This is a genomic window from Streptomyces sp. NPDC022910 (genome assembly GCF_055561075.1).
Genome location: NZ_JBVHHL010000035.1, coordinates 36,063 through 58,342, shown reverse-complemented (window position 1 = coordinate 58,342; position 22,280 = coordinate 36,063). Strand labels below are relative to the sequence as shown.

General features: G+C 72.8%; 15 protein-coding genes and 2 pseudogenes. 3 read left to right on the top strand and 14 right to left on the bottom strand.

Annotated features, from left to right (window positions below):
• Positions 1-425: 425 nt before the first annotated feature.
• Positions 426-1,694, top strand: coding sequence for an MFS transporter (locus tag ACZ3TS_RS28115; protein WP_467623285.1), 1,269 nt, complete (start codon positions 426-428; stop codon positions 1,692-1,694).
• 29 nt (positions 1,695-1,723) lie between these two features.
• Here the strand turns inward: ACZ3TS_RS28115 and ACZ3TS_RS28110 are convergent, their stop codons facing one another.
• The 11 genes and pseudogenes from ACZ3TS_RS28110 to ACZ3TS_RS28060 all read right to left on the bottom strand — a co-directional run bounded on the left by ACZ3TS_RS28110 (position 1,724) and on the right by ACZ3TS_RS28060 (position 13,663).
• Positions 1,724-2,809: a glycosyltransferase family 9 protein gene (locus ACZ3TS_RS28110; RefSeq protein WP_467623223.1), complete on the bottom strand. Its 1,086-nt coding sequence runs from the start codon at positions 2,807-2,809 to the stop codon at positions 1,724-1,726.
• The gene (rfaE2, locus tag ACZ3TS_RS28105) at positions 2,806-4,203 is read right to left on the bottom strand and encodes a D-glycero-beta-D-manno-heptose 1-phosphate adenylyltransferase (protein ID WP_467623220.1); all 1,398 of its coding nucleotides are present in this window, start codon (positions 4,201-4,203) and stop codon (positions 2,806-2,808) included. Before rfaE2 ends, ACZ3TS_RS28110 begins: the two co-directional genes overlap by 4 nt.
• Entirely contained in the window at positions 4,200-4,856 is a 657-nt protein-coding gene (locus ACZ3TS_RS28100) for a D-sedoheptulose-7-phosphate isomerase (RefSeq protein ID WP_467623217.1), read from the bottom strand. Before ACZ3TS_RS28100 ends, rfaE2 begins: the two co-directional genes overlap by 4 nt.
• Before the next feature lie 132 nt (positions 4,857-4,988).
• Positions 4,989-6,260 carry a glycosyltransferase gene (locus tag ACZ3TS_RS28095; protein WP_467623214.1) on the bottom strand — a complete coding sequence of 424 codons (1,272 nt, stop codon included), beginning with the start codon at positions 6,258-6,260 and terminating at the stop codon, positions 4,989-4,991.
• On the bottom strand, positions 6,257-7,222 hold the full coding sequence (locus ACZ3TS_RS28090; protein ID WP_467623211.1) for a glycosyltransferase: 966 nt from the start codon (positions 7,220-7,222) through the stop codon (positions 6,257-6,259). The genes ACZ3TS_RS28095 and ACZ3TS_RS28090 overlap by 4 nt, the downstream gene beginning before the upstream one ends.
• Positions 7,219-8,376 (bottom strand): glycosyltransferase family 9 protein, encoded by a 1,158-nt coding sequence (locus tag ACZ3TS_RS28085; RefSeq protein ID WP_467623209.1) that lies wholly within the window; start codon positions 8,374-8,376, stop codon positions 7,219-7,221. Before ACZ3TS_RS28085 ends, ACZ3TS_RS28090 begins: the two co-directional genes overlap by 4 nt.
• Complete coding sequence (locus tag ACZ3TS_RS28080; RefSeq protein ID WP_467623206.1) at positions 8,373-9,128, bottom strand: HAD-IIIA family hydrolase; 756 nt, start codon at positions 9,126-9,128, stop codon at positions 8,373-8,375. Before ACZ3TS_RS28080 ends, ACZ3TS_RS28085 begins: the two co-directional genes overlap by 4 nt.
• Positions 9,125-10,207 carry a glycosyltransferase family 2 protein gene (locus ACZ3TS_RS28075; protein ID WP_467623203.1) on the bottom strand — a complete coding sequence of 361 codons (1,083 nt, stop codon included), beginning with the start codon at positions 10,205-10,207 and terminating at the stop codon, positions 9,125-9,127. The genes ACZ3TS_RS28080 and ACZ3TS_RS28075 overlap by 4 nt, the downstream gene beginning before the upstream one ends.
• Positions 10,207-11,868 (bottom strand): carbamoyltransferase family protein, encoded by a 1,662-nt coding sequence (locus tag ACZ3TS_RS28070; protein WP_467623282.1) that lies wholly within the window; start codon positions 11,866-11,868, stop codon positions 10,207-10,209. Before ACZ3TS_RS28070 ends, ACZ3TS_RS28075 begins: the two co-directional genes overlap by 1 nt.
• Before the next feature lie 170 nt (positions 11,869-12,038).
• Positions 12,039-13,001 carry an NAD-dependent epimerase/dehydratase family protein gene (locus ACZ3TS_RS28065; protein WP_467623200.1) on the bottom strand — a complete coding sequence of 321 codons (963 nt, stop codon included), beginning with the start codon at positions 12,999-13,001 and terminating at the stop codon, positions 12,039-12,041.
• A gap of 146 nt (positions 13,002-13,147) precedes the next feature.
• Positions 13,148-13,663: pseudogene (locus ACZ3TS_RS28060) on the bottom strand (ATP-binding protein).
• A 197-nt stretch (positions 13,664-13,860) separates the two neighbouring features.
• On the opposite strand from ACZ3TS_RS28060, the gene ACZ3TS_RS28055 reads away from it, so the two are divergent.
• Together ACZ3TS_RS28055 and ACZ3TS_RS28050 are read left to right on the top strand one after the other, a co-directional pair.
• Positions 13,861-15,930, top strand: a complete 2,070-nt coding sequence (locus ACZ3TS_RS28055) for a SpoIIE family protein phosphatase (protein ID WP_467623198.1) — start codon at positions 13,861-13,863, stop codon at positions 15,928-15,930.
• Positions 15,931-16,083: 153 nt separating this feature from the next.
• Positions 16,084-17,823 carry a glycoside hydrolase family 15 protein gene (locus tag ACZ3TS_RS28050; protein ID WP_467623195.1) on the top strand — a complete coding sequence of 580 codons (1,740 nt, stop codon included), beginning with the start codon at positions 16,084-16,086 and terminating at the stop codon, positions 17,821-17,823.
• 187 nt (positions 17,824-18,010) lie between these two features.
• On the opposite strand, the pseudogene ACZ3TS_RS28045 reads toward ACZ3TS_RS28050, so the two are convergent.
• The 3 genes and pseudogenes from ACZ3TS_RS28045 to ACZ3TS_RS28035 form a co-directional block, all read right to left on the bottom strand.
• Positions 18,011-18,232, bottom strand: a pseudogene (locus tag ACZ3TS_RS28045) (DUF1360 domain-containing protein); the annotation flags it as partial.
• Positions 18,233-18,775: 543 nt separating this feature from the next.
• Positions 18,776-21,196 (bottom strand): ATP-binding SpoIIE family protein phosphatase, encoded by a 2,421-nt coding sequence (locus ACZ3TS_RS28040; RefSeq protein WP_467623192.1) that lies wholly within the window; start codon positions 21,194-21,196, stop codon positions 18,776-18,778.
• Between the two features lie 200 nt (positions 21,197-21,396).
• Positions 21,397-22,266, bottom strand: coding sequence for a DMT family transporter (locus tag ACZ3TS_RS28035; protein WP_467623189.1), 870 nt, complete (start codon positions 22,264-22,266; stop codon positions 21,397-21,399).
• Positions 22,267-22,280: the final 14 nt, after the last annotated feature.

Here is a 22,280-nt window from a genome sequence, read left to right as displayed (position 1 = left end):
GCTGACAGTCGGCGGCCGCCCGCGGATGCTGTGAGGAAGTACACAGGAGGCATCAAGTCCACCAGGACACTGGGGACTTGATGCCTCTCCGGCGCCCCGTCCGAGGGCGGCCCTGCCGCCTCGGCAGTCCGGTCTGTCACGATTGGCGAAGTCGTGCGCCGGGGCCCCACCGAGGGGCCCTCCGGCGAGACGGCACCCGCCAGATCCGGTGGAGCGACCGCGCAGCGCAGCCCGGTTTTCCGAGCTCCCGCCGATTCCCTGCGTGAGTCCCCTGGGACTCGTCTCCGAGTAGCACTGTGCCTTCTTCCTCTGCCGCTTCCTCGTCCCCTCCTGCATCCGTGCCGACCGCTTCCGCGCCGGACGCCGCTGCCGTGCCCCCAGCCACCGAGTCCACCTCGCCGTGGCGGTCGCTGAAGTACCCCAGCATGCGCTGGTGGTCCCTGGCGAACTTCGTGTCGAACGCCGGTACGTGGATGCAGCTCACCGTGCAGAACCTGCTGGTCCTGCAGATCACCGGATCCGCCGCCGCCACGGGACTGTCGATCTCCGTGCAGGCCGCGCCCGCCCTGCTCGTGAGCCTCGCCGGTGGCGCCGCCGTCGACCGCTGGCCCCGCAAACTGACCGCCGCCGTCAGCCAGACGCTCCTGGGCGCCGTGGCCTTCGTGACGGCCGTCCTCGTCGCGGTCGGCCGGCTCGACCTGACCGTGCTGCTGGCGCTGTCCGCCGTCACCGGGCTTGTCGCCACGGTCGACGCCCCGGCGTGCGCGCTGCTGGGCAACGACCTGGTGCGCAAGGAGGACGTGCCCTCCGCCATCGGTGTGGGCTCCCTCGTGCACAGCGCGGGCCGGCTGGCCGGTACCGCGTTCGCCGGTATCGCGGTCGGCTTCTTCGGCACCGCCGCTGCCTACGCCGCCAACGGCGTCTCCTTCCTCTTCGTCGCCTCGATCATCCCCTTCCTGCGCCCGGCATACGGTGCCGTGCGTCGGGCCGGTGAACGCGCGCCGGCCATTCCCGCCCAGCGCGGCAGCAAGGCCTCCGCTCAGGACATGACCGTGCGGGAGGGCCTGGCCTTCTTCCTGCGCCGTCCACGACTGGTCGCGCTCGCCGGCATCACCGGCATCAGCGCGGTCTTCGGACGGAACTACGGCCTCACCCTGGCCGTGCTCGTCACCGGCCCGCTCGCCGGCGGCGCCGAATCGTTCGGCTCGGTCTCCACCGTCCTCGCAGTCGGAGGCATCGTCGGCGCGGTCCTCGGTGCCAGGCTGCGCCGCCCTTCCGTGCGGCTGGTGGGCACGCTGGCCGCCGCGGGCGGCCTGCTCCAGGTCGTGGCGGGTCTGTCGCCGTCGCTCGCCGTGCTGCTCGTGCTCGTCCTCCCCATGGCCGTGGTGGAAACCGTCTCCGACACCGCCGGGACAACCGTGCTGCAGACCGATCCGCCCGCCCACATGCGCGGCCGTGTGCTCGGCGTGTGGAGCACCATCAGCACGGTCTGGGGCCTTGGCGGACCGCCCGCGCTCGGTCTCCTCATGCAGCTGGCCGGAGCGCGCGGCGCCCTCGCGGCCGGTGGGCTGATCATCGCCGGATCGATCGGAGCGGGCTTCCTGCTGCGCGGACGCCGCGCCGCGACGACGGCGCCCGTGCGGTCGGGGGACCGCGGTGTGCTGGGACAGCCGGAGCTGAGCGCCGCCGCCTGAGCCCGCCGGGCAGGGGCGGCCAGGCCCGGCTACCCGCGAGTGCGCACGCCCGTCGCGAGGGGCCCGTCACCCTTGCCGCCGCGCTGGTACTCCGCCTCCGGTCGCGGTGCCGGCAGTGCGCGGACGGCCTCGATGACTTCGCCGACGCTGATCCGCAAGAGCCGCTCATCCGGCTGACGGCCGTGGGCGTCGCCGGGGCGGGGGGTGTCGTCGTCCCCGGGATGCCACAGCACGCGGTGCCGCGCGTCGTCCGGCGGCCCCCACAGCCGAGGGGCCACCGGACCGAACAGTACGACCGAGGGAGTGCCGAACGCCGTGGCCAGATGGGCGAGCCCGGTGTCTCCGACCACGACGCACCGGGCCCCCGCGACGAGGGCGGCCAGCTGGTCGAACGGCACGTCACCGGCACCTCCCAGGACCGCGGCCTGCGGCAGTCCCGCCCGCGCCGCGACGAATCGGGCGGATTCCCCTTCTCCCGCACCGGCGGTCACCACGACATGATGCCCCGACCGGCGCACTTCCCGTGCCACGGCCGCGAACCGCTCCTTCGGCCAGCAGCGGGCGGGCGCGTCGGCACCGGGATGCACCACGACGGCGCCGGGGGCGGGGGAGGGCACGGCGGGTATCGGGATCCGCAGGGCGGCGGGGTCCGCCTCGATGCCGTACCAGCGCAGCAGGCGGCACCAGCGCTCCCGTTCGTGTTCGTCCTCCCGCCACAGCGGACCGGAGATGTCCGGCGTCTGCGGGTGGGCGTAGGCGAGGAGCCGCCCGGGCCCGAGCCGCGCGAGCAGCAGATGGCTCGGCCGGCCGTTGCCGTGCAGGTCCACGGCGAGGTCGGGCGCCGCTCCGGCCCACGGCAGCTCGGCGGGCACCGCCCGGCCGGCGGCCGATGCGGGCAGCAACCGGTCCACCAGGCCGGTCGCGGCGGCGGCCCCGGACAGCCGCTCGGGTGCGGCCAGCACGATCTCGTGGTGGGGGAGATGCCGTCGTAGCGCCCTCAGCGCGGGCACCGCGGTCAGTAGATCGCCCAGTCCGAGTGCGCGCAGCACCAGCGCCCGGGGCCGGGCCGTCTCGTCGGCCCCCTGGATCACGGATGCCCGCTCGGTCCGCGTCACGACGGAGACGGACCCAGGGATACGGCTGCCTGCGCGGCCCGGCGGGCGAGCAGGGTGGTGGAGCGGCCGTCGAGGTAGGGCAGGACCACCGCCTGCCCGCCCCATGCACGCAGCGCCTCCGCCTCGGGGAGCTCCTCGGCCGAGTAGTCGCCGCCCTTCACCCACACGTCGGGCCGCAGGCGCTTCAACACCGCTTCCGGCGTGTCCTCATCGAAGACCGCCACGGCGTCGACGCTGCCGAGCGCCTCGAGGACGCGGACTCGGTCCGCGACCGGAGTGAGCGGGCGCCCCGGGCCCTTGAGCCGCGCGAGTGACGCGTCGGAGTTGAGGCAGACGATCAGGCAGTCGCCGATGCGGCGGGCGCTCTCCAGCAGGCCGACATGACCGGCGTGCAGCAGATCGAAGCAGCCGCCGGTCGCCACCACCGTGCCGCCGCGTGCCCGGGCCGCCTCCGCGAGCGCGAACGCGTCGGTCCTGGGCATGTCCTCGGCCGGTGAAGGCGCCGTCCGCCACAGCGCCGGATTTCCGGCACCGCCCGCCGACACGAACGCGGCTGCCTCAGCGACGGCTCGCTGGAGGGCCTCCTCCGGGAGCGCGCCGTCCGCGAGGGCGGCGGCCGTCGTGGCGGCGAAGCAGTCGCCCGCACCACAGGAGTCCCCAATGGCCCGGTAGGGCGCCGGAACCAGCATCGGCGTACCCGTGCCCGGCCTGGCCAGCAGCACACCCTGTTCGCCGAGCGTCACGGCGACGCCGGCCGTCTGCCAGCGCTGCGCCAGTTCCGCCCCTCGCTCGGCATAAGCACGCAACGACTCACCCTCGCACGAGCACAGGGCGCGCGCCTCCGCCGCGTTCGGAGTGACGAGCCGGGCTCCGGGCACGGGAGCGTCGCCCTTGGGGTGAGGGTCCCAGACCATCGGCGTACGGGAGACCACCGCGGCCAGATGTTCCCGCACCGCGGTCGCCGTCCGCCGTCCGTAGTCGGCTACGAGTACGGCGTGCGCATGCGCCAGGGCGTCCCGCACCGCGCCGTCCGGTTCACCGGGTGTCCCGCCGCCCCGGTCGATCCGCACCAGCGGCCGCCCGCCCGCCAGTACGCGTGTCTTCACCGGCAGGCTGCCCTTGAGTGGTATCTCCACCAGCCGGACCCGTCCGCGCAGATCACGGCGTACGGCGTCACTGGCGGGGTCGTCGCCGAGCGCGGTCACCAGTGTCACTTCGCGGCCGCCCCGGGCCGCCAGCACGGCGGCCAGCCCGGCCCCGCCGGGGTGAGACCGGTCGTCGGTGACGTCGACGACGGGGGCGGGGGCGTCGGGGGCCAGCCGGGTGGCGACTCCCTCGATGTCCTCGTCGAGCAGGACGTCTCCGACGACCACGAGCGGCTTCGGGTCCGTCATGACGCACTCCTGCGGACCCCGACCGCTCGGTGCGGGCCCGTACGGCCGGCGTTCGCCGTCGGCTTGGCCAGCGCAGCGTCGAAACTCTCGCAGAGCAGGTGCACGGCGACGAGGTGAGCCTCCTGGACGGTTGCCGTGGTGTCGGCGTCGATGCACAGTGCTTCGTCGGCCGCCTCGGCGAGCGGGTTGGGGCCGGCCCCGGTCAGGGCCCATACCCGCAGCCCGGCCGCCCGGCCCGTCACGGCCGCGGTGATCAGGTTGGCGCTTCGCCCGGACGTGGACAGGAGCACGAGCACGTCCCCCGGGCGGCCGTGGGCTGCCACCTGCCGCGCGTAGACATGGTCGAAGCCGTAGTCGTTGCCTATGGCGGTGACGCTGGAGGTCTCCGCGTGCAGGGAGATGGCCGAGTAGGCCGGTCGCTCCTGGCGGTACCGCCCGACGAGCTCGGCGGTCAGATGCTGGGCCTGGGCGGCGCTGCCACCGTTGCCGGCGGCCAGCAGGCGGCCGCCCGCGGGCAGAACGGTGGCCAGACGGCGGCCCCAGTCCGCTATCCGGTCGAGGCCGTTGCGGCGCAACCGGACGAGCGCGTGCTCCAGCGACCGGCAGTGCAGATGTGCGGCATCGAGTGCGGGGGATGCAGAGGATTCGGTCATGCTGATCGGGGCGCGCCGCGTCGCTGAGGACGGCGGCCGGACCCGCACCTCCTTCGGATGTCGGTGCTCCGCGGTCGGTCGGGAACGCTGTCGACCGCCGGGCGTGGGACCCGGGCCAGGAACGGTGACGGGTCAGATCACCCCGGTGGCGGCGGGCTGGGCGTCCAGGACGGCGCAGTATGCCCTCTCGGTCGCCGCGGCGACCCGCCCCCAGCCGTACCTGCGCAGGACGCGACGCCGGCCGGCCGCGCCGCAGGCCGCCCGCTCCTCGGGATCGCCGAGGAGCTCGCCGACGGCCCGGGCCAGGGCTTCGGGGTCCCGGGGAGGCACCAGGCGTCCCGTGCTCGGCTCCGCGACGGTGTCCAGCTGGCCGCCCACCGCGCTGGCGACGACGGGCTTGGCGCAGGCCATCGCCTCCAGCGGGACGATGCCGAAGGGTTCGTAGTCCGCGGGACACACCACCACGTCGGCGGCGCGCACCAGCGGCGGCACCTCGTGGCTGGGCACCCCGCCCGTGAACCGGACCCGGTCGGCGACACCGGCCTCCTGGGCGATGCCGCGCAGCCGGCGCACCTCCCGATCGTCGTCGAGCCGATCCGCCGCGGGTCCGCCGACGATGACGAGCTCCGTCTCCGGCAGCCGTGCCAGTGCGGCGATGGCGATCGCCGCGCCCTTGCGCGGGACCAGGCGGCCCAGCTGGAGCAGCTGATGCCGGTAGGTGCCGCGCTCGGCGGCCGGTCCTCGTGGGATGAACAGCTGGGTGTCCACCCCGCACGGCACGATGCTGATCTTGGCGGCGGGTATGCCCATCCTGCCCAGTTCGACTACCTCGTCCCGGCAGGTGGCGATGATCCCGTCGCAGCCCAGGCCCACCTGGGTCTCGTGGGCGATCCGCTTCGGCGGGCTGGTGTCCGCCAGCTGCTGGTGCCGTCGCTTCACGGTTCCGAGCGCGTGGTAGGTGTGCAGCAGAGGCAGCCCCAGCTCGCGTACGGCCCGCAGGGAGGCGAGCCCCGACATCCAGAAGTGCGAGTGCACCAGGTCGGGCGGCCGAACCCGCCAGACCCGGGCCAGGAAGCGCCCGAAGTCCCCCATGTAAGGAAGGAGTTCGTCCTTGGGTATCGGCTCCGGTGGCCCTGCGGGCACATGGTGTACCTCCACGCCGTCGCGCAGTGGCACGCGGTCCGGCAGGCCTTCGGAGTCACGACGGGTGTAGACGGTGACGCGGTGGCCCCGGTCGGCGAGCGCGCCTGCGAGGTAGGCGACGTGGACGTTCTGTCCGCCCGCGTCCACCTCTCCCAAGGTGGCCAGCGGGCTCGCGTGTTCCGAGACGAGCGCGATCGACAGGGAACCGGGGCCGTCCGCGTCGGCGGAGCCGGGGTCGAAGAGCCGGAAGGACGAGGTCATGAGCGCGCCTCCTTCAGCACGCGCTCCCAGTCGTCGAGGAAGCGCTTGAGCCCGTACCGTCCGAGGGCGGCCTGACGAGCCCGGGCGCCGTCCGCGGACGCGGCTTCGGGTTCGTGCAGATAGTGCCGGGCGGCCCGGGCCAGGACATCGGGGCGGGTGGACACCGTGCCGGCGCCGCGGGGGACCGCCTCCACCACCTCCGTGGTGGCGAGCGCCACCACGGGCATCCCCAGGTGCATGGCCTCCAGCAGCGAGAGACCGAGCGACGTCCAGCGCACCGGATGCAGATACAGCCGGCGCTGCGCCATGGCCCGGTGCAACTCGGCCTGGGGCAGGTCGGCGGTCCGGCACTGGTCATCGTCCAGCCCGAGGTGAGCGGCGAGGCCGGCGGTGCCCATGCCGAAGACGTCCAGGGGTGCCGCCTCGGCCAGGACGGGCAGCAGGTCCGTACCGGTGTAACGGCCGCGCCGCACCGGTTCGTTGACGACGACGGCAGCGCGGGCGAGCCGACCGGTGTACTGGTGTCCCGGGTCGACGATCCCGTGCTCGATCACTTCGGTGCGGGTGCTGCCGCAGTCCCAGAACAGGCGGTTGAAGGGGGTGACATGAACCAGTGTCAGGTCGTTGCGGTCGGCCAACGGGTGCCGGGTGACGGGCACGGCGCCGTTCGGTGCGTTGTGCTCCAGGTAGACCGCGGGTACGTCACGGCCGGGGCGGCGACCGCCGAGCCGGCGTTCGGCCAGTTCCAGCTCGTGCGGCCGTTGCAGGAGGACCAGGTCCACCTCCGCGTCCCGCAGTTCCTCGGTGGTCACCTCCCGTACCGACGCGGGCCAGGAAAACGTTCGGGCCCGCCCGAGCCCGTCGGGGTCACGGCCAGGTGTCACGGGAACGAGGTAGGTGTGAGGGCCCTGGACGAATGCCGTCGTCCATGAGCCGTGCACATGCCACAGCAGGATGTTCATACGGTCGCTCCTCGTTCCGTTTCGGGCCCGCCGACCGGGCCGGGCACATCGCATGGCCCGGACGAGGGGTCCGCGTCGGGATCCGCGCGCTTCGTCTCCCGTGTCCGATTCGAGTTGTTCATTCCGGACGGTCGCTTGTCACACAGCTCGGCCACGGCGGCGGCGACTTCGGTGTCGCTCACCCCGTCGAGACACGGATGCCCCGGTGCCGGGCAGAGCCGGGCCCTGCTGCCGGCGCACGCCGCGGACTGGTCCCCGAGCAGGACGTGCGGGACGCCGTAGGGACCCCAGCACTCGGCGGGTACCACCGGTGAGTAAAGCGAGACGACGGGTGTCCCCACGGCGGCGGCGAGGTGCGCGGGCCCGGTGTTGCCGACCACGGCCGCCCGGGCGCCGGCCAGCACGCCCGCCAGGTGCCGTAGATCGGTGGCCCCGCCGAGGTCGAGTCCGTGTGCTCCGGCGACCTGCGCGGTCAGTTCCCGCTCGCCCCTGCCCCCCGTGACGACCACCCGGTGGCCTTCGGCCGCGAGGGCGGCCACGGCCCGGGCCGCCCGTTCAGGGCTCCACGCCCGGGCCGGTACCGCGGCCCCGGGGTGGAGCACCACGTACGGTTCCGAGCCCGTCAGGCGCGTGGTGTCGGGCGGGGTCTCGACGCGCAGCGCGCCCTCGTCGCCGGGCGGCAGCGCGAACCCGGCGTCCCGCGCGAGGTCCAGCGCGGCCAGGACCTCGTGCCGGTGCGGCAGCCGGCGGTGCCGAAGATCCAGCAGGGCGCCCGGATAGTCCTCGCTGTCCGCCGCCGTCCAGCCGACCCCGGCCAGCTTCAGCAGCAGCGCGATCGGCAGCGGGCTTTGATGGTAGGAGACGAGCACCAGGGCGCGATCGAAGCCGCCCGCCGTCAGCGCTTCCAGCACGCGCCGGGTCGCCGCCCGGGAAACCGGCGCCGGCTCGAGACCCACCCAGGGGGCGTCGTACTCCAGCACGCCGTCCACGCCCGGCAGCAGCTTCCCCGCCTCGACACCGCGTGGCCCGCACAGCAGGGCGGTGTACGAGGAACCGGCCGCCACGGCACGCACGGCGGGGCCCGCCAGCAGCACGTCACCGGCACTGTCCAGGCGGACGACCAGGGTGCGGGGAAGGCTTCCGGAACGGGTCATCGTCGCCCACCCGCCGTCCGGACGACGCCATCGGTGCCGTGCCGGGCCTTGTCACCACCGGCCGTGTCGGCGACGCCGGTCCGCTTCGGCCCCGGTTCTGCACGACGCACGGCGCCCGGGTCCGGGGCCAGCACCAGCCGCACTGCCGCCAGCAGGTCGTGGGCCGTTGTGGGGGCGGCCTCGATCTCCTCGGGCCGGGTCACGGGGGTCGGGACCAGCACACCCCGGGCGCCCGCGGCACGGGCGGCCGCCATGTCGGCGCCGATGTCCCCGATCACGACGGTGCGCTCGACCGGGACGCCCAGTCGTGCGCTCGCGGACACGACCAGGCCCGGAGCGGGTTTGCGGCAGCCGCAGCCGTCGTCCGGCCCGTGCGGACAGACCGCCCACACGCCGAACGGGCCGAGCAGTTCCTCCACCCTCTGCCGTACGGCTTCTACCTGAAAGAGCGTCAGCAGGCCGCGGGCCACCCCCGACTGATTGCTCACCACTCCGACCGCGACGCCCCGCGCACGCGCGGCGGCCACGGCGTCCCGCGCCGTCGGCAGCGGTTCGACACGTGCGGGATCGCCGTTGTAGGGCACGTCGTACACGAGCGTGCCGTCCCGGTCGAACAGCACCGCTGCCGGAAGCGCACTGCCCGGGTCGTATCCGGGCGGCCGGGCGGCCGGTGGCCCGTCGAACAGCCAGGGTCCGGCCGTCGATGGCGCAGTGGCGTTCGGCCGCCCGGGCGTGGAGGGAGGTTCGGTCATGGGTGCACCCGTTCCTGGAGCGGCTGCCGCCGCGCACGCGGCGGCGCACCGGCCTCGTCCGCGACGGGCGACGGCGGCGTTCCCCGGTGGACGACCTGACCGCGCATCCAGTGCCAGGTGGCGGCCGGCGGTATCACCACGCCGGTGATCGCCATGGTGATGATCTCGTCCCAGGTCCGCGGCCCCGGCACGATCCGGGCCAGGGCGAATTCGGCGGTCCCGGCCAGCCAGGCGGCGGCGCAGACCGCGGCGGCACCGGGCTTGCGCAGGACGGCACAGGAGAGGGCCGCCAGCGCCGCTCCGGTCACCGCCAGATGGCCGGGCAGCCGCCCCCGTGGCGCGCCCGCCCGGCCCCACCAGGCACGGCCGTGCAGCCGTGTCATCAGCACGTCGTCCGCGTTGCCCGCCTGAAGACGTACGGAGACCCAGCGGTCGGCGGGGCGTACGGGGTGGGTCGTGGTGCGGGTCCCGGCAGTCACCGTCCACCCTGCGGCGATCACCCGCAGCGCCAGGTCCGCGTCCTCCCGGAAGGCGCGCCGGAACCGTTCGTCGAAGCCGCCGACGGCCTCCAGTACCTCACGGCGGTACGCCATGTCGGCGGTGATCCATCGGGCGGTGGCGAGCCCGGCGGTGTTTCGTTCCCAGTCCGTGGGCCGGCGGTCGGTCGGGAGCGGTACGTCGATACGGGCGGTGATCGCTGCCGTGGCGTCCGCAGCCCCGGCCAGATCGAGGGCCAGGTCGTCCCCCCACGTGGGACCGGGCATCACATCGTCGTCGAGGAAGACGATCCACGGCACGCGGCCGGCCGCCTGCCACCCGGTGTTGCGTGCCGCGGCCGGGCCCCTGGCGTCGCCGTTCACCACAGTGGTGATCGCACGCAGGGGTCCGGGGACGTCCACCAGGAGGCTTGCACCCGCGGTGTCCGGGCGGTCGTCGACGAGGATCACCCGTACCGGCCGGGGCCCACCGGCCTCGGCCAGCGAACGCAGACAGGCACTGAGGCTCGCGCGTCCGAGCGTCGGTATCACCACCGCGTAGGCCTCGTCGGCGCCCACGACCCCATCTCGGTGCCGGTGCATCACGCTCCCCTCCCGTCACCGCTGCGGAAGAAGTCACCGCGCCTGACCGCGTACGGGCCGATGGCGAGGAGGTCGACGGGCGCGGAGCCGAAGCACTCGAGGGCGTCGCGCGGGTCGTCCACCATGGGCCGGCCCGCGGTGTTCAGGCTGGTGTTGACCACCACGGGCAGCCCGGTGAGTCGCTCGAACTCGGCGAGCATGCGGGCGACCAGTGGTTCCCGTGCCGGGTCTACCGTCTGGATGCGGGCCGTCCCGTCGACGTGCACGACCGCCGGGATACGGTCCCGCCAGGACTCGGCCACGTCGTGGACGAACAGCATGTACGGGCTGGGCAGCGGGCCGTCGAAGAGCTCGGGAGCGCGGTCGGCGGGGACCATGGGCGCCACCGGCCGGAACTGCTCACGCCCCTTGACGTCGTTGAGCCGTTCGAGATTGCCCGCGTGCCCAGGGTGGGCCAGCAACGAGCGGTGCCCCAGCGCCCGGGGCCCGTACTCGGAGCGGCCCTGGAACCAGGCGACGATCCCGTTGTCCGCAAGGGTCTCGGCCACGGTCGCGGCGATGTCCGGCGGCCGCTCGAACGGCACGGCCGCCGTCTTCAGCCATGCTCCGAGCTCGGCGTCCGACCAGTCCCGGCCCAGATCGGCGCCGGTCATGGCCTCCGGCTCGTCCCCGCCGCCGGCGGCCAGCAGCAGCGCGCCGCCCAGCGCCGTACCCGCGTCACCCGCGGCGGGCTGCACCCACACCCGGGAGAAGGGGCCCTCGCGGGCGATCCGGGAGTTGGCGACGCAGTTGAGGGCGACGCCCCCGGCGAGCGTGAGCACACTGTCGTGCGTCCTGCCGTGCAGCCAGCGCACGAGGTCGAGCAGAGTCTCCTCCAGGACGGCCTGGGCGCTGGCGGCCACATCGGCGTGGTCCTGGGTCCACGGCTCGTCCGGACCGCGAGGCGGGCACAATTCGTGCCAGGGCACCGCCGTGGCGTGGAACCCGCCGTCGCCCGTCGGGTACACATGACGGCGCAGTTCGGGCAGCATGCGCGGCGCTCCGTGGGAGGCGAGGGCCATCACCTTGAATTCGTCGGACGACCGCAGAAACCCCAGGTGGCCGGTGAGCTCCTCGTACACCAGGCCCAGCGAGTGGGGCAGCTCCTGCGCGTACAGGGCCTCCAGCCGGTGCCCGACGCGGCGCGCGGCGAGGTGCGACGCGCGCTCCCCACGGCCGTCCAGTACCAGCACGGAGGAGTCCCCGGCGTCGGGCGCGGCGAAGGCGCTGGACGCGGCATGCGCCATGTGGTGCGGTACGAAGCGAACCAAACCGGCGTCGAGACCCGGAAGTGCGGCCTTGAGGAAACCGGGAGCCTCGCGCGCGTAGGCCTGCCGGAGATGGTCCCAGGGATCGTCGAGGCCCATGGTCCCGGCGGGCCGGGCGAGCTGCGGATCATAGGAATAGGCGACGGCGTCGAGGTCCTGGGGGCGCAGTCCGGCACGCCGCAGGCACCAGGCGGCGGCCTTCTCCGGCAACTCCCAGGCGGAGAAGGGCACCGGGCGCTTCCCGTGCTTGCGTCGGGAGAACCGCTCTTCCTCGGTGGCCGCGACGGTCCGGCCGTCGATCACCAGAGCGGCGGCGGGGTCGTGGAAGAGAGCGTTGATTCCGAGGATGCGCATGGGGGGGGATCCCAGGCCTTTCGGCGAGGTGGTGGGCGGACGGAACGCGTCGGGCTGGACGGGCAGAGGGCTCGGAACGGGCGAGATGCCCGGGTCGAGCAGCCGCACGGAACGAGGGGTCATCGCTCCCGCAGGGGACCGCCGGGAGCGGGCACTCGCCTCGCGCGGCGTCAGCGGCCGTCGGTGGAGCGGAACGAGTCGATCGTGCGGCGCAGGCCTTCCTCGGCGTCCACCTGGGGTTCCCAGCCGAGCTTGTCGCGGGCCAGCGTGATGTCCGGGCAGCGCACGGCAGGATCGTCCGTCGGCCGTTCGATGAAGCGGACCTCCGACCTGGAGCCGGTGAGGCCGATGACGAGGCGGGCGAGGTCGAGCATGGTGATCTCGGCGGGATTGCCGATGTTGACCGGGCCGCGCAGGCCGTGTGCGGCCGCCGCGAGGATGCCGCGGACGGTGTCTTCGACGTAGCACAGCGACCGGGTCTGCCGTCCGTCGCCGGTGACCGTGAGGGGTTCACCGGCGAGTGCCTGCCGGATGAACGTGGGAACGGCCCGGCCGTCGTGGCCGCGCATCCGCGGACCGTAGGTGTTGAAGAGCCGCACGATGGCCGTGTCGGTGCCCTTCGCTTCGGCGTGAGCGGTGGTGAGCGCCTCACCGAACCGCTTCGCCTCGTCGTACACGCTCCGCGGTCCGACCGGGTTCACATGGCCCCAGTACCGCTCGTCCTGGGGGTTTTGCTGCGGATCCCCGTAGACCTCCGATGTCGAGGCGAGAAGAAAGCGGGCGCCCGAGCGATGGGCCAGGTCCAGAGCGTTGCGCGTACCGAGACTGCCCGTGTCCATGGTGTGCAGGGGAAGACGCAGATAATCGGCGGGGGACGCCGGGGAGGCGAAGTGGAGTATGAGATCGGGAGGCCGTTCCACGGCGAGTCCTTCGGCGACATTCGCCTGTATCAGCGTGAATCCGGGGCGGTTCAGCAAGGCGGACACGTTCTCGCGCCGACCGGTGCTGAAGTCGTCCACGCAGGTGACCGCAGCGCCCGAGTCCAGCAGGGCGGCGCACAGGTGCGAACCGACGAAGCCGGCGCCGCCGGTGACGACGGCATGTTCCCAGTTCCGTGACGAAGCGCTGGCCATTCAGATCTCCTTCCTACGTGGTGACCGCGTATCGGGGCCCCTGCTCAGGGCACCGGGTCGCCGACGTCGTGGAGGGTTCCGAGTACCCCGATCAGCGTCCGTCGCCCGGACGCCGGAGGCTCGGTGGTGTACGGCATACGGGTGACTCACGGAGAGCGAGGAGCCGGGGTCGGACCCGCACACCTGCCCCAGGATTCGGTGAGGAGGTCCAGCAGTTCGGTACCGCGCCCGCCTTCCGCGTCGGCATCGAGGATGGCGTACGGGGCCGGCGGTCTCGGTGTCCTCGACTTCGCAGCGCAGTCGGGAACCGCACACCTGCAGGTTGAGCCGCAGCGGGCCGCGCGTGTGCCGCAGTGCGTTGGTGACCAGTTCGCTGACCAGGAGCTCGGCGGTCTCGACCGGCTCCTCAAGAGCCCAGTCGGTCAATTGCGCGGTCACCAGCCGCCGGGCCTGGCGGACCGAGGTCAGTTCCCGCGGCAGCGGCCAGGAGGCGTCCCATACGGTGGCGCGGGCGCGGGGCGCGTCGAACGGGCCCGTGACCTGGGCACGGCCGATGTGCGCGCCTGAACGGAGGCCACCCTGCTGGTCGACGCCACCCTCGGCCTTCTCGTCGCACCCCTGGCGGACGGCGACTGGGACCGGGCCGGCGCAGCCTTCCACACCCTCCTCGACCGCGTGGAACCGGACTGGCACACCACGTAGCGAACGCCCCGACGTGAAGCCCGCGCAGGCCGTATCCGGTCCGGAGCTTCAGCCGGTTACAGATGTGTCGCCTGAGTCTGGGACCACTATGTAAGAAGGCTCAGCGCTCATTCACGCGCTCGAGCCGTGGCACCGGCTGGGAGAGGACAATCGGAACATGGGCACGGCGGACTTCTTCCGGGCAGGCCGAGGCCGGCCGACGGGCGGCCCCGCGGCGCCGCCCAGTGGCTTGCTCGATCTGCTCAGCGTCGCCGCGGTGGTGCTGGACGCGAAGGGCCGGGTGGTGTTCTGGAGCCCTCAGGCCGAGGAGTTGTTCGGCTACACCGCAGCAGAGGCACTGGGCCAGTACGCCGCGCGGCTGATGGTGCACGAGGAGCACTGGGGTGAGGTGGCCAGGCTGTTCGCCGAGGTCATGGAATCCGGCGTCGGCTGGGCCGGGGCCTTCCCGATCCGACACAAGGACGGCAGCACCCGCCTGGTGGAGTTCCGCAACATGCGGCTCCTGGACGACCTCGGTGACAGTTACGCCCTCGGCCTCGCCACGGACCAGGCAACCGTGCAGCAGGTCGAGAGAGACGTCGCGCTGACCGCGCGTCTGGTGTCACAGTCCCCGATCGGGCTGGCCATCCTGGACCCCGACCTGCGGTACCTGAGCGTGAATCCGGCTCTGGCACGGATCCACGGCCTGTCCGTCGCCGACCATCGGGGGCGGCGCGTCCGGGAGGTACTCCATTTCCTGGACGGCGACGCCGTCGAGGCCGGTATGCGCCGTGTTCTGGAAACCGGTGTGCCGACCGTGGACTGCTACCTCGTCGGCCGGCCTCCTCCCGACCCGGACCACGAACACGCCTGGTCCGTCTCGTACTACCGGCTGGAGGATTCCAGCGGGCGAGTGCTCGGCATGGCCGGCTCCGTCATCGACATCACCGAGCGCCACACTGTCGCCGCCGAGGCCGCACTGGCCCGTCGGCGTCTGGCCCTGATCGCCGAGGCATCCGCCTACGTGGGTACCACCCTCGACCTGGAACAGACGGCCCGCGAACTCGCCGACGTCGTCGTGCCGGACGTCGCCGACATCGCCGCTGTGGCCGTACTCGCCAGGGTCCTCAGCGACCGGACCGCGCCGCACTCGGCCTCGGCCCGCTTCCGTTCCCTCGCCGTCAGTGGCAACCCCACGGAGGAGGTCCCTGCGGCCGACCCGCCCGAGGGAGTCGCCACCTACGACGGCGACCCACTGATCACCCAATGCGTCGACACCCGCCGCCCGGTCATGGTGGCCCACACCACCCGTCGGGATCTTCTGCGCATCGCTCAGCACGAGGAGGCCGCCTCCCTCCTCGCGGCGGCCGGCGTGCACTCCTACCTGGCCGTACCGCTGGTGGCCCGCGGCGAGGTCCTCGGGGCCCTCGAACTCAAACGCACGCACAACCCGGCGCCCTTCACCGACGACGACGCGTTCCTCGCCTCCGAGCTGGCCGCCCGCGCCGCCGTGTGCATCGACAACGCCCGCTGGTACCAGGCCCAGCGCCAGACAGCCCTCACCCTCCAGCGCAGCCTGCTCCCCGAACCCCCCTCCCACCGGCCCGGCCTGGAGATCGCCTGCCGGTACCAGCCCGCCGGGGCCACCAGCGAGATCGGCGGCGACTGGTTCGACGCCATACCCCTCCACGGGGACAAGACCGCTCTGGTCGTCGGGGACGTCATGGGCAGCGGCGTCAACGCCGCGGCCACCATGGGCCAGCTGCGCAGCGCCACCCGCGCCTTCGCAGAGCTCGACCTCGCACCCGCGGAGGTCCTCCGTCACCTCGATCACCTGACCGAGGGCGTCGAGCAGACCTTCGCGACCTGCATCTACTGCGTCTACGACCCCCACCAGGGCCAGTGCCACCTCTGCCTCGCCGGTCACCTGCCCCCGGCCCTCGTACGGCCCGGCCGGGCGGCGCAGCTGCTCGATCTGCCCACCGGCGCGCCGCTGGGTGTCGGCGGGGTCCCCTTCGAGGCCGCCACCATCGCCTTCCGCCCCGGCGACCAGCTCGTCCTCTACACCGACGGTCTGGTCGAAACCCGGAGCGAACCCATCGACGCCCGCCTGGACACCCTTCTCGAGGCCCTCACCGCTACGTGCGGCCAGGGTCTGGGAGAGACATGCGACCGCGTCCTGGACATCCTCCGGCCACCCGGCGGCGAGGACGACGTCGCCCTGCTCATCGCCCGAGGACAAGGGTGAGCGATCACCCTGTCGTGCCGGTGGGCAGGCTTCCTTGCGTGCCGCGCCGGCGGGCAGCAGGGAAGGAGGTCCTTGTCGCGTCTGAGGTCGGCCGCCGACAGCACCCGGTCGGAGACGCGGGGCTGGTCCGGCCTGAACCAGGAGGCAGCACCCATGAGCACGTCCTTCCCGCCCCACCCGCTGCACGACTACGCGCTGCTGGCCGACGGGGAGCGCGGCGCGCTGATCGGTCCGGCCGGTGACATCGGCTGGCTGTGCGCACCCGGTTGGCACGACGACGCCGTCTTCGCCTCCCTCGTCGGCGGCCTCGGCGTGTACGCCCTCACCCCGCAGGGCCGCCACGTCTTCGGTGGCTACTACGAGGAGGGCACTCTGATCTGGCGCAGCCGCTGGGTCACCACGGACGGCGTCATCGAGTGCCGCGAGGCGCTCGCCTTTCCCGGTGAGCCCAACCGCCTCGTGCTCCTGCGACAGCTGCGCGCCGTGGACGGACCGGCCCACGTCCGGGTCGTACTCGATCCGCACGCCGATTACGGCCGCAGCTTCCCGATCTCGGCGCACCGCAGCGACGAGGGCGCCTGGTACCTGAACGCGGGCTCTCACCGCCTGCGCTGGCAGGGAGCTCCGGCCGCCGTCGCCCGCGCCCACGGACTGACCACCGAGATCCTGCTGAAGCCCGGCGAATCCCATGACCTCGTCCTGGAGTGCTCCGACTCGCCGCTGCCCCGAACGGCCCCGCGGGCCGAGCAGACGTGGTCCGCGACCGAACATGCGTGGCGGCGGGCCGTGCCCGCGCTGGACCACACGATCGCCGCGCGGGACGCCCGGCGCGCCTACGCGGTCCTGCGCGGCCTGACCACCCATGGCGGAGGCATGGTGGCGGCAGCCACCACCAGCCTCCCCGAACGCGCGGAAGCAGGGCGCAACTACGACTACCGGTATGTGTGGATCCGAGACCAGAGCTACGCCGGGCAGGCGGCGGCCGCCGCCAGGGCTCCTGAGCTCCTGGACGCCGCCGTGCGTTTCGTCGGCGAGCGCCTGCTCACCGACGGCCCGCATCTCGCCCCCGCCTACACCGTACTCGGCACCCCCGTGCCCGATCAGCGGAAACTCGACCTGCCCGGTTACCCGGGCGCCTCCAGCCGGGTGGGCAATCGGGTGCGGCAGCAGTTCCAGCTCGACTGCTTCGGCGAAGCCCTGCTCCTCTTCGCGGCGGCCGAACGCCTGGAGAGGCTGGACGCCCCCGCCTGGCGGGCCGTGGAACTCGCGGTGGACGCCATCGCCGAGCGCCGGCGCGAGCACGACGCCGGGATCTGGGAGCTGGGCGCCCGGGCCTGGACCCACAGCAGGCTGACCTGCGTGGCCGGACTGCGCGCCATGGCCGCCTCGGCACCGCGGCACCCGCTCGCCGGCACCTGTACCCGGCTCGCCGACACCGTCCTCGCGGACACGTCGGCGACCTGTGTGCATCCCGACGGCCACTGGCAGCGCGCACCCGACGACCCCGACGTGGATGCCGCGCTGCTGCTGCCCGCCGTACGCGGCGCGCTGCCGGCGGACGATTCCCGCACGCGGGCCACCCTGGCCTGCTGTCGCCGCCGGCTGGCTCATGACCACTTCATGTACCGCTTCCGCCACGACGACCGGCCCCTGGAGGAGGCCGAGGGCGCGTTCCTGCTGTGCGGGTTCGTCATGGCGCTCGCCGAACAGCAGCAGCAACGCCCGGTCGAGGCGCACCGCTGGTTCGAACGCAACCGTGCCGCCTGCGGGGCGTCGGGTCTGTACGCGGAGGAATTCGACATCGCCCAGCGTCAGTTGCGCGGCAACCTCCCGCAGGCGTTCGTCCACGCCCTGCTGCTGGAGACCGCGGCCCGCCTGGCCGAGGACGACTGACTCCGTGCGTGCGGGTGGGCGACACCGGCCCGACGGCCGCGATCAGTCCTCGACCGACTGTGCCGTCCAGCTCCAGGCGTACTGCAGCAGGTCTGAGATCGTGACGGCACTGAGGCCGGCACAGACGAGGCGTGGCCCTGGGCGCGGAGACGTAGCCGCAGAGCAGAGCCGCGGCCACCCAGCCCGAGGTGCAGAAGGGGCAGACCACCAGGTCGCCCACGGCGCGTCGTGCCCCCGTCCCGCGCGGTCGGTCCCTCACCTCGTTGGCCGTGCTGTCGGACGTGCGGCGGGTGAACGGTGCCCGCAGAAAGCTGGTGATCTTGTCCTTGGTCAGGAGGCGGGACGCCTTGAACGTCCCTGTTCCCAGCAGGGCGACGTCCCAGGGCGGAACGGTCTGTGGCAGCCGCACTCCGCGGCGGCGCGCCACCAGGGTGAACAACGCGACGCCCGCCGAAAAGGCCGTCGCGAGCAGGGCATAGCCCCTGAGCGGCACATCGCCCGCAGCGTCGTAGCGCGAATCCTGCGTCCTTCCGGGCTCGGGCACGACGACCACCTCCGGCACCCGAGTCCCCGTGGGCCCTGCCCACAAACGCCCAGGTGCGGCGGTCCGCCGCGGTGCCGGACGGCCGCGGTCAGCCCCCGGACGCTGCCTGCGGCGAGACCCCCGACGATGAAGCGCTGGAAGGCGGCGAAGACACAGTGCACCGGAATGCTGACTCCGCCGACGAAGGCGAGCTGCATGCTGGTGCCGTCCCGGTGGCGCCCGGCCGGAGGGTGGACCAGGCCCAGTGTGTGCGTAGTGCCCAAGGTGCTGGTTCCCTCTTCGACGCGTGCGCCGCCCTGGCCGACCGACGCGCCGTCGTGGCGGGCCCTGGATTCCTCGTCGTCGGCCGAGGAGTCGCTTTCGGGCGATGCGCCTCCTGCGGTCGGTATGCGGTGCGTTCGGTCATGGTCAGCCGACGGGGAGGGATTGCTCGGCCCAGATTGTCTTGCCCGTGGGGGTTTGGCGGGTACCCCAGCCCTGGGTGAGCTGAGCGACCATGTGCAGGCCGCGTCCGCCCTCGTCGTAGGTGCGCGCGCGGCGCAGATGGGGCGCGGTGCTGCTGGCGTCGGATACCTCGCAGATCAGGGTGCGGTCCCTGATCAGCCGCAGCCCTATGGGGACTTCTCCGTACCGAATGGCGTTGGTGACCAGCTCGCTGACCACCAGCTCGGTGACGAACGCGGCGTCCTCCAGCCCCCAGAGCGAGAGCTGGCGGGAGGTCTGGGCCCGGGCGTCGGCGACGATCGCGGGGTCGGACGGCAGCGCCCAGGCGGCGACCTGGTCGGCGTGCAGCGCCCGGGTGCGCGCGAGGACCAGGGCCACGTCGTCGACCGGGCCTTCCGGCAGCATCGACTCCAGGATGCGATCGCAGGCGACGTCGAGCGAGGGGACGGGGAACGCCAGGGCTTCGCACAACCGCTCGAGTCCGAGGCCCACGTCGCGGTCGCGGGCCTCGATCAGGCCGTCGGTGTAGAAGGCGAGCAGACTTCCCTCGGGAAGCGCGAGTTCGGTGGACTCGAAGGGCAGGCCACCGACGCCGAGCAGGGGGCCCGGGCTGAGGTCGACCACGTTGACCGTGCCGTCGGGAAACAGCACGGCGGGCGGAACGTGGCCTGCGCTCGCGAGGGTGCAGGTGCGGGAGACCGGGTCGTAGACGGCGTACAGGCAGGTGGCGCCGGTCCCACCCGTGAACGGCTCGTCCGTGACGACGCTGTCGTCGTCCGTGGTGAGGTGGGTGACGAGGTCGTCGAGGTGGGTGAGGAGTTCGTCCGGGGGCAGGTCCACATCGGCGAGGGTGCGCACGGCCGTACGCAGCCGCCCCATGGTGGCCGAGGCATGGATGCCGTGCCCGACCACGTCTCCGACGACCAGAGCGACCCGGGTGCCGGACAGGGGCACTACGTCGAACCAGTCACCGCCCACTCCGGCGCCCGTTCCGGACGGCAGATAGCGGTACGCGACCTCGACGGCCGCCTGATGGGGCAGGGTGCGAGGCAGCAGGCTGCGCTGGAGGGTGAGCGCGTTGGTGCGCTCGCGTGTGTAGCGGCGCGCGTTGTCCACGCCGACGGCCGCCCTGCCGGCGAGTTCCTCGGCGAGGATGAGATCGTCCGGCTCGAAGGGGGCCGAGTCCTTCAGGCGGGCGAAAACCGCCACCCCGAGGGGGATTCCCCGTGCCCGGAGCGGTATCGACATGACCGAGTGAAATTCGAACTCGTGCACGCGGCGAAAGCGTTTCTCGTCGACGGCGATCCACCGGACGAAGTCGGGGTCGTTCTTCGCACTGAGCACCGGGCGTCCGCTGGCCAGTGCGCGGGCGGGAGGCGCGAACCGCGGATAGGTGTCGATGGCGCCGAGGTCGACGGCCGCCTCGGGCACACCCTGTGATGCGGACTGGTGTGCGACGCGCCGCAGTACGACGGATGCGTCGACGGGCCCCGCGACCGGTTCGTCGCCGCGGGTCACGGAGTCGAGCAGATCCACGCTGACGAAGTCGGCGAGCTGCGGAACCGCCAGATCGGCCAGTTCCTCGGCGGTGCGGGTCACGTTCAAGGTGGTGCCGATGCGGGTTCCCGCCTCGTTGAGCAGTGCCAGCCGCTGCCGGGCCGAATGGTGCTCGCTGCTCTCGAACGTCGCGGTGCCGACGCCGCACACCCGGCCCGTGGCCGGGTTCCTGACGGGCCACAGCTCGATGACCCAGGCCTGCTGGCGGTAGGAGGGCGCCGCCGGGAGGTGGCACTCGTAGCGCATCGGCCTCGCCTCTTCGGCGACCTGCTGTACGCACCGCAGAAAGCCCTCGTCGCCGCGGCTCTCGCCGAGAAGGTCGGCGTACGGCGATCGGCGCGGCACATCGGCCTCGTCCCCCACGCCTTCCGACGCGACCGCGTTCAGCTGCCACGAGCGCGATGCGGTGGTGTAGGTGGACAGGGCGATGGAGGACTGGGCGAAAGCCCATACCACCATCCTTTGATCGCGTTCCGCCTCGGCCGAGCCGGTGGTGGCCGTCACGACGAAGCCCTGGGCTCTGCCGTCGCCGTCGAGCGAGGGGTAGGCGTGCAGGGCGAGTGCGACGCGGTGACTGTCGCGGTGCCGGAGTACCGCCGTGCCGCTCCATTCCAGGGAGTCGATCAGGGAGAGACCCGCTGCGTCGGACGGCTCCCGGGCAACCAGGAGATCGGTCGCGGGGCGCCCCACGATCTCCGCTGCGGGGTAGCCCAGCAGCCGTTCGGCTCCCTGGCTCCAGCCCGTGATGGCGCCCCCAGGGCTGATGGTGGCCGTGGCCGCCTCGGACGAGCCCCCGTCGTGACCAAGGTTCCACTCAGAGCCAGTCATTCTTGCTCAATTCACACCAGTGAAGTTACTCGCGGATACTCACCGTCAGAGCCTGCACATATGTAAAGACTATGACAAACGGGATGCATGCGTGCGATGCCACCTCACGATGCGTGAAGGGAGCCAGGGCCGCAGGAGGCCTGCTGCTGCTCGGCCACGCCGCTCGCCAGAAGAGCGGGCCGGCAGCGCGCAGGCGTGCCTCATGCGCTGATGCTGTCCGTCGCCGCGTGGAGGGCGGGCACCACCCGGCTCAGCCTCAGGACCCCCCACACAATGAACCCGACCCCGATCGCCTCCGGCAGCAGCCACCAGCCGGTCCGGATCTCCTCCCCGAACAGCGTGATGCCAAGCAGCAGGCTCACTGTGGCATCACCGATGGTCAGGGCAGGTTGTGACGCCGCCAGCCACCCCGCCTGGAGGGCGTTCTCCAGTAGCAGGATGGCGCAGACTCCGGTCAACGCGAATCCATAGGTCTGCCAGCACGTCAGGAAGGCTCGGAGACCGTGGTCGGCGAACGTGCCCGTGGCCGACTTCAGCTGTGCGGCGGTGAGGGCGTTGCCGATGGCCGAGGCTGTGGCCAGCACGGCGGCCCGGAACAGTGGCGGGCGGCCCGGGCGGGCCACGGCGACCGCCGCGGCCATGGCCCCCAGGCAGAGCGCCAGGACCGGGATCCATCGCAGCATGGAGGCCTGGTCCTCGTCGCCGGAAGGCGCGGCGGCTCCCAGGACCAGCGCAAGCCCCGCGACCACTCCGGTGATCGCCCACCAGGCCGCGGGCGGCAGACGGCGGTGCATGAGCGGAGCGGCGATCAGCAGGGCGAAGGGCAGCTCGAGGACGAAGAGGGGCTGCACCAGGGCCATCGGTCCGTTCACCAGGGCGAGCGCCTGGAAGAGCGCGGCGCCGACGACCCCGCCGATTCCGATCAGCCAGTCGGGACGGTGTGCGAGTTCGAGCATGAGTCGCAGACCGCCGCCCTGCGCGACCGTGGACGCCGCCTTGCGCTGAAACGCCGTCCCCGCCGCGTTGCTGGCGGCTCCCATGACCGCGAACAACGCGGCGAGCACGATCATCCCTCCAGCATGCC

Excerpts from the sequence above, each read along its gene's own strand:
- ACZ3TS_RS28115 (WP_467623285.1), top strand. The coding sequence starts at position 426 with ATGCGCTGGTGGTCCCTGGCGAACTTCGTGTCGAACGCCGGTACGTGG.
- rfaE2 (WP_467623220.1), bottom strand. The coding sequence starts at position 4,203 with ATGACGGACCCGAAGCCGCTCGTGGTCGTCGGAGACGTCCTGCTCGAC.
- ACZ3TS_RS28100 (WP_467623217.1), bottom strand. The coding sequence starts at position 4,856 with ATGACCGAATCCTCTGCATCCCCCGCACTCGATGCCGCACATCTGCAC.
- ACZ3TS_RS28095 (WP_467623214.1), bottom strand. The coding sequence starts at position 6,260 with ATGACCTCGTCCTTCCGGCTCTTCGACCCCGGCTCCGCCGACGCGGAC.
- ACZ3TS_RS28090 (WP_467623211.1), bottom strand. The coding sequence starts at position 7,222 with ATGAACATCCTGCTGTGGCATGTGCACGGCTCATGGACGACGGCATTC.
- ACZ3TS_RS28085 (WP_467623209.1), bottom strand. The coding sequence starts at position 8,376 with ATGACCCGTTCCGGAAGCCTTCCCCGCACCCTGGTCGTCCGCCTGGAC.
- ACZ3TS_RS28080 (WP_467623206.1), bottom strand. The coding sequence starts at position 9,128 with ATGACCGAACCTCCCTCCACGCCCGGGCGGCCGAACGCCACTGCGCCA.
- ACZ3TS_RS28075 (WP_467623203.1), bottom strand. The coding sequence starts at position 10,207 with ATGCACCGGCACCGAGATGGGGTCGTGGGCGCCGACGAGGCCTACGCG.
- ACZ3TS_RS28070 (WP_467623282.1), bottom strand. The coding sequence starts at position 11,868 with ATGCGCATCCTCGGAATCAACGCTCTCTTCCACGACCCCGCCGCCGCT.
- ACZ3TS_RS28065 (WP_467623200.1), bottom strand. The coding sequence starts at position 13,001 with ATGGCCAGCGCTTCGTCACGGAACTGGGAACATGCCGTCGTCACCGGC.
- ACZ3TS_RS28055 (WP_467623198.1), top strand. The coding sequence starts at position 13,861 with ATGGGCACGGCGGACTTCTTCCGGGCAGGCCGAGGCCGGCCGACGGGC.
- ACZ3TS_RS28050 (WP_467623195.1), top strand. The coding sequence starts at position 16,084 with ATGAGCACGTCCTTCCCGCCCCACCCGCTGCACGACTACGCGCTGCTG.
- ACZ3TS_RS28040 (WP_467623192.1), bottom strand. The coding sequence starts at position 21,196 with ATGACTGGCTCTGAGTGGAACCTTGGTCACGACGGGGGCTCGTCCGAG.
- ACZ3TS_RS28035 (WP_467623189.1), bottom strand. The coding sequence starts at position 22,266 with ATGATCGTGCTCGCCGCGTTGTTCGCGGTCATGGGAGCCGCCAGCAAC.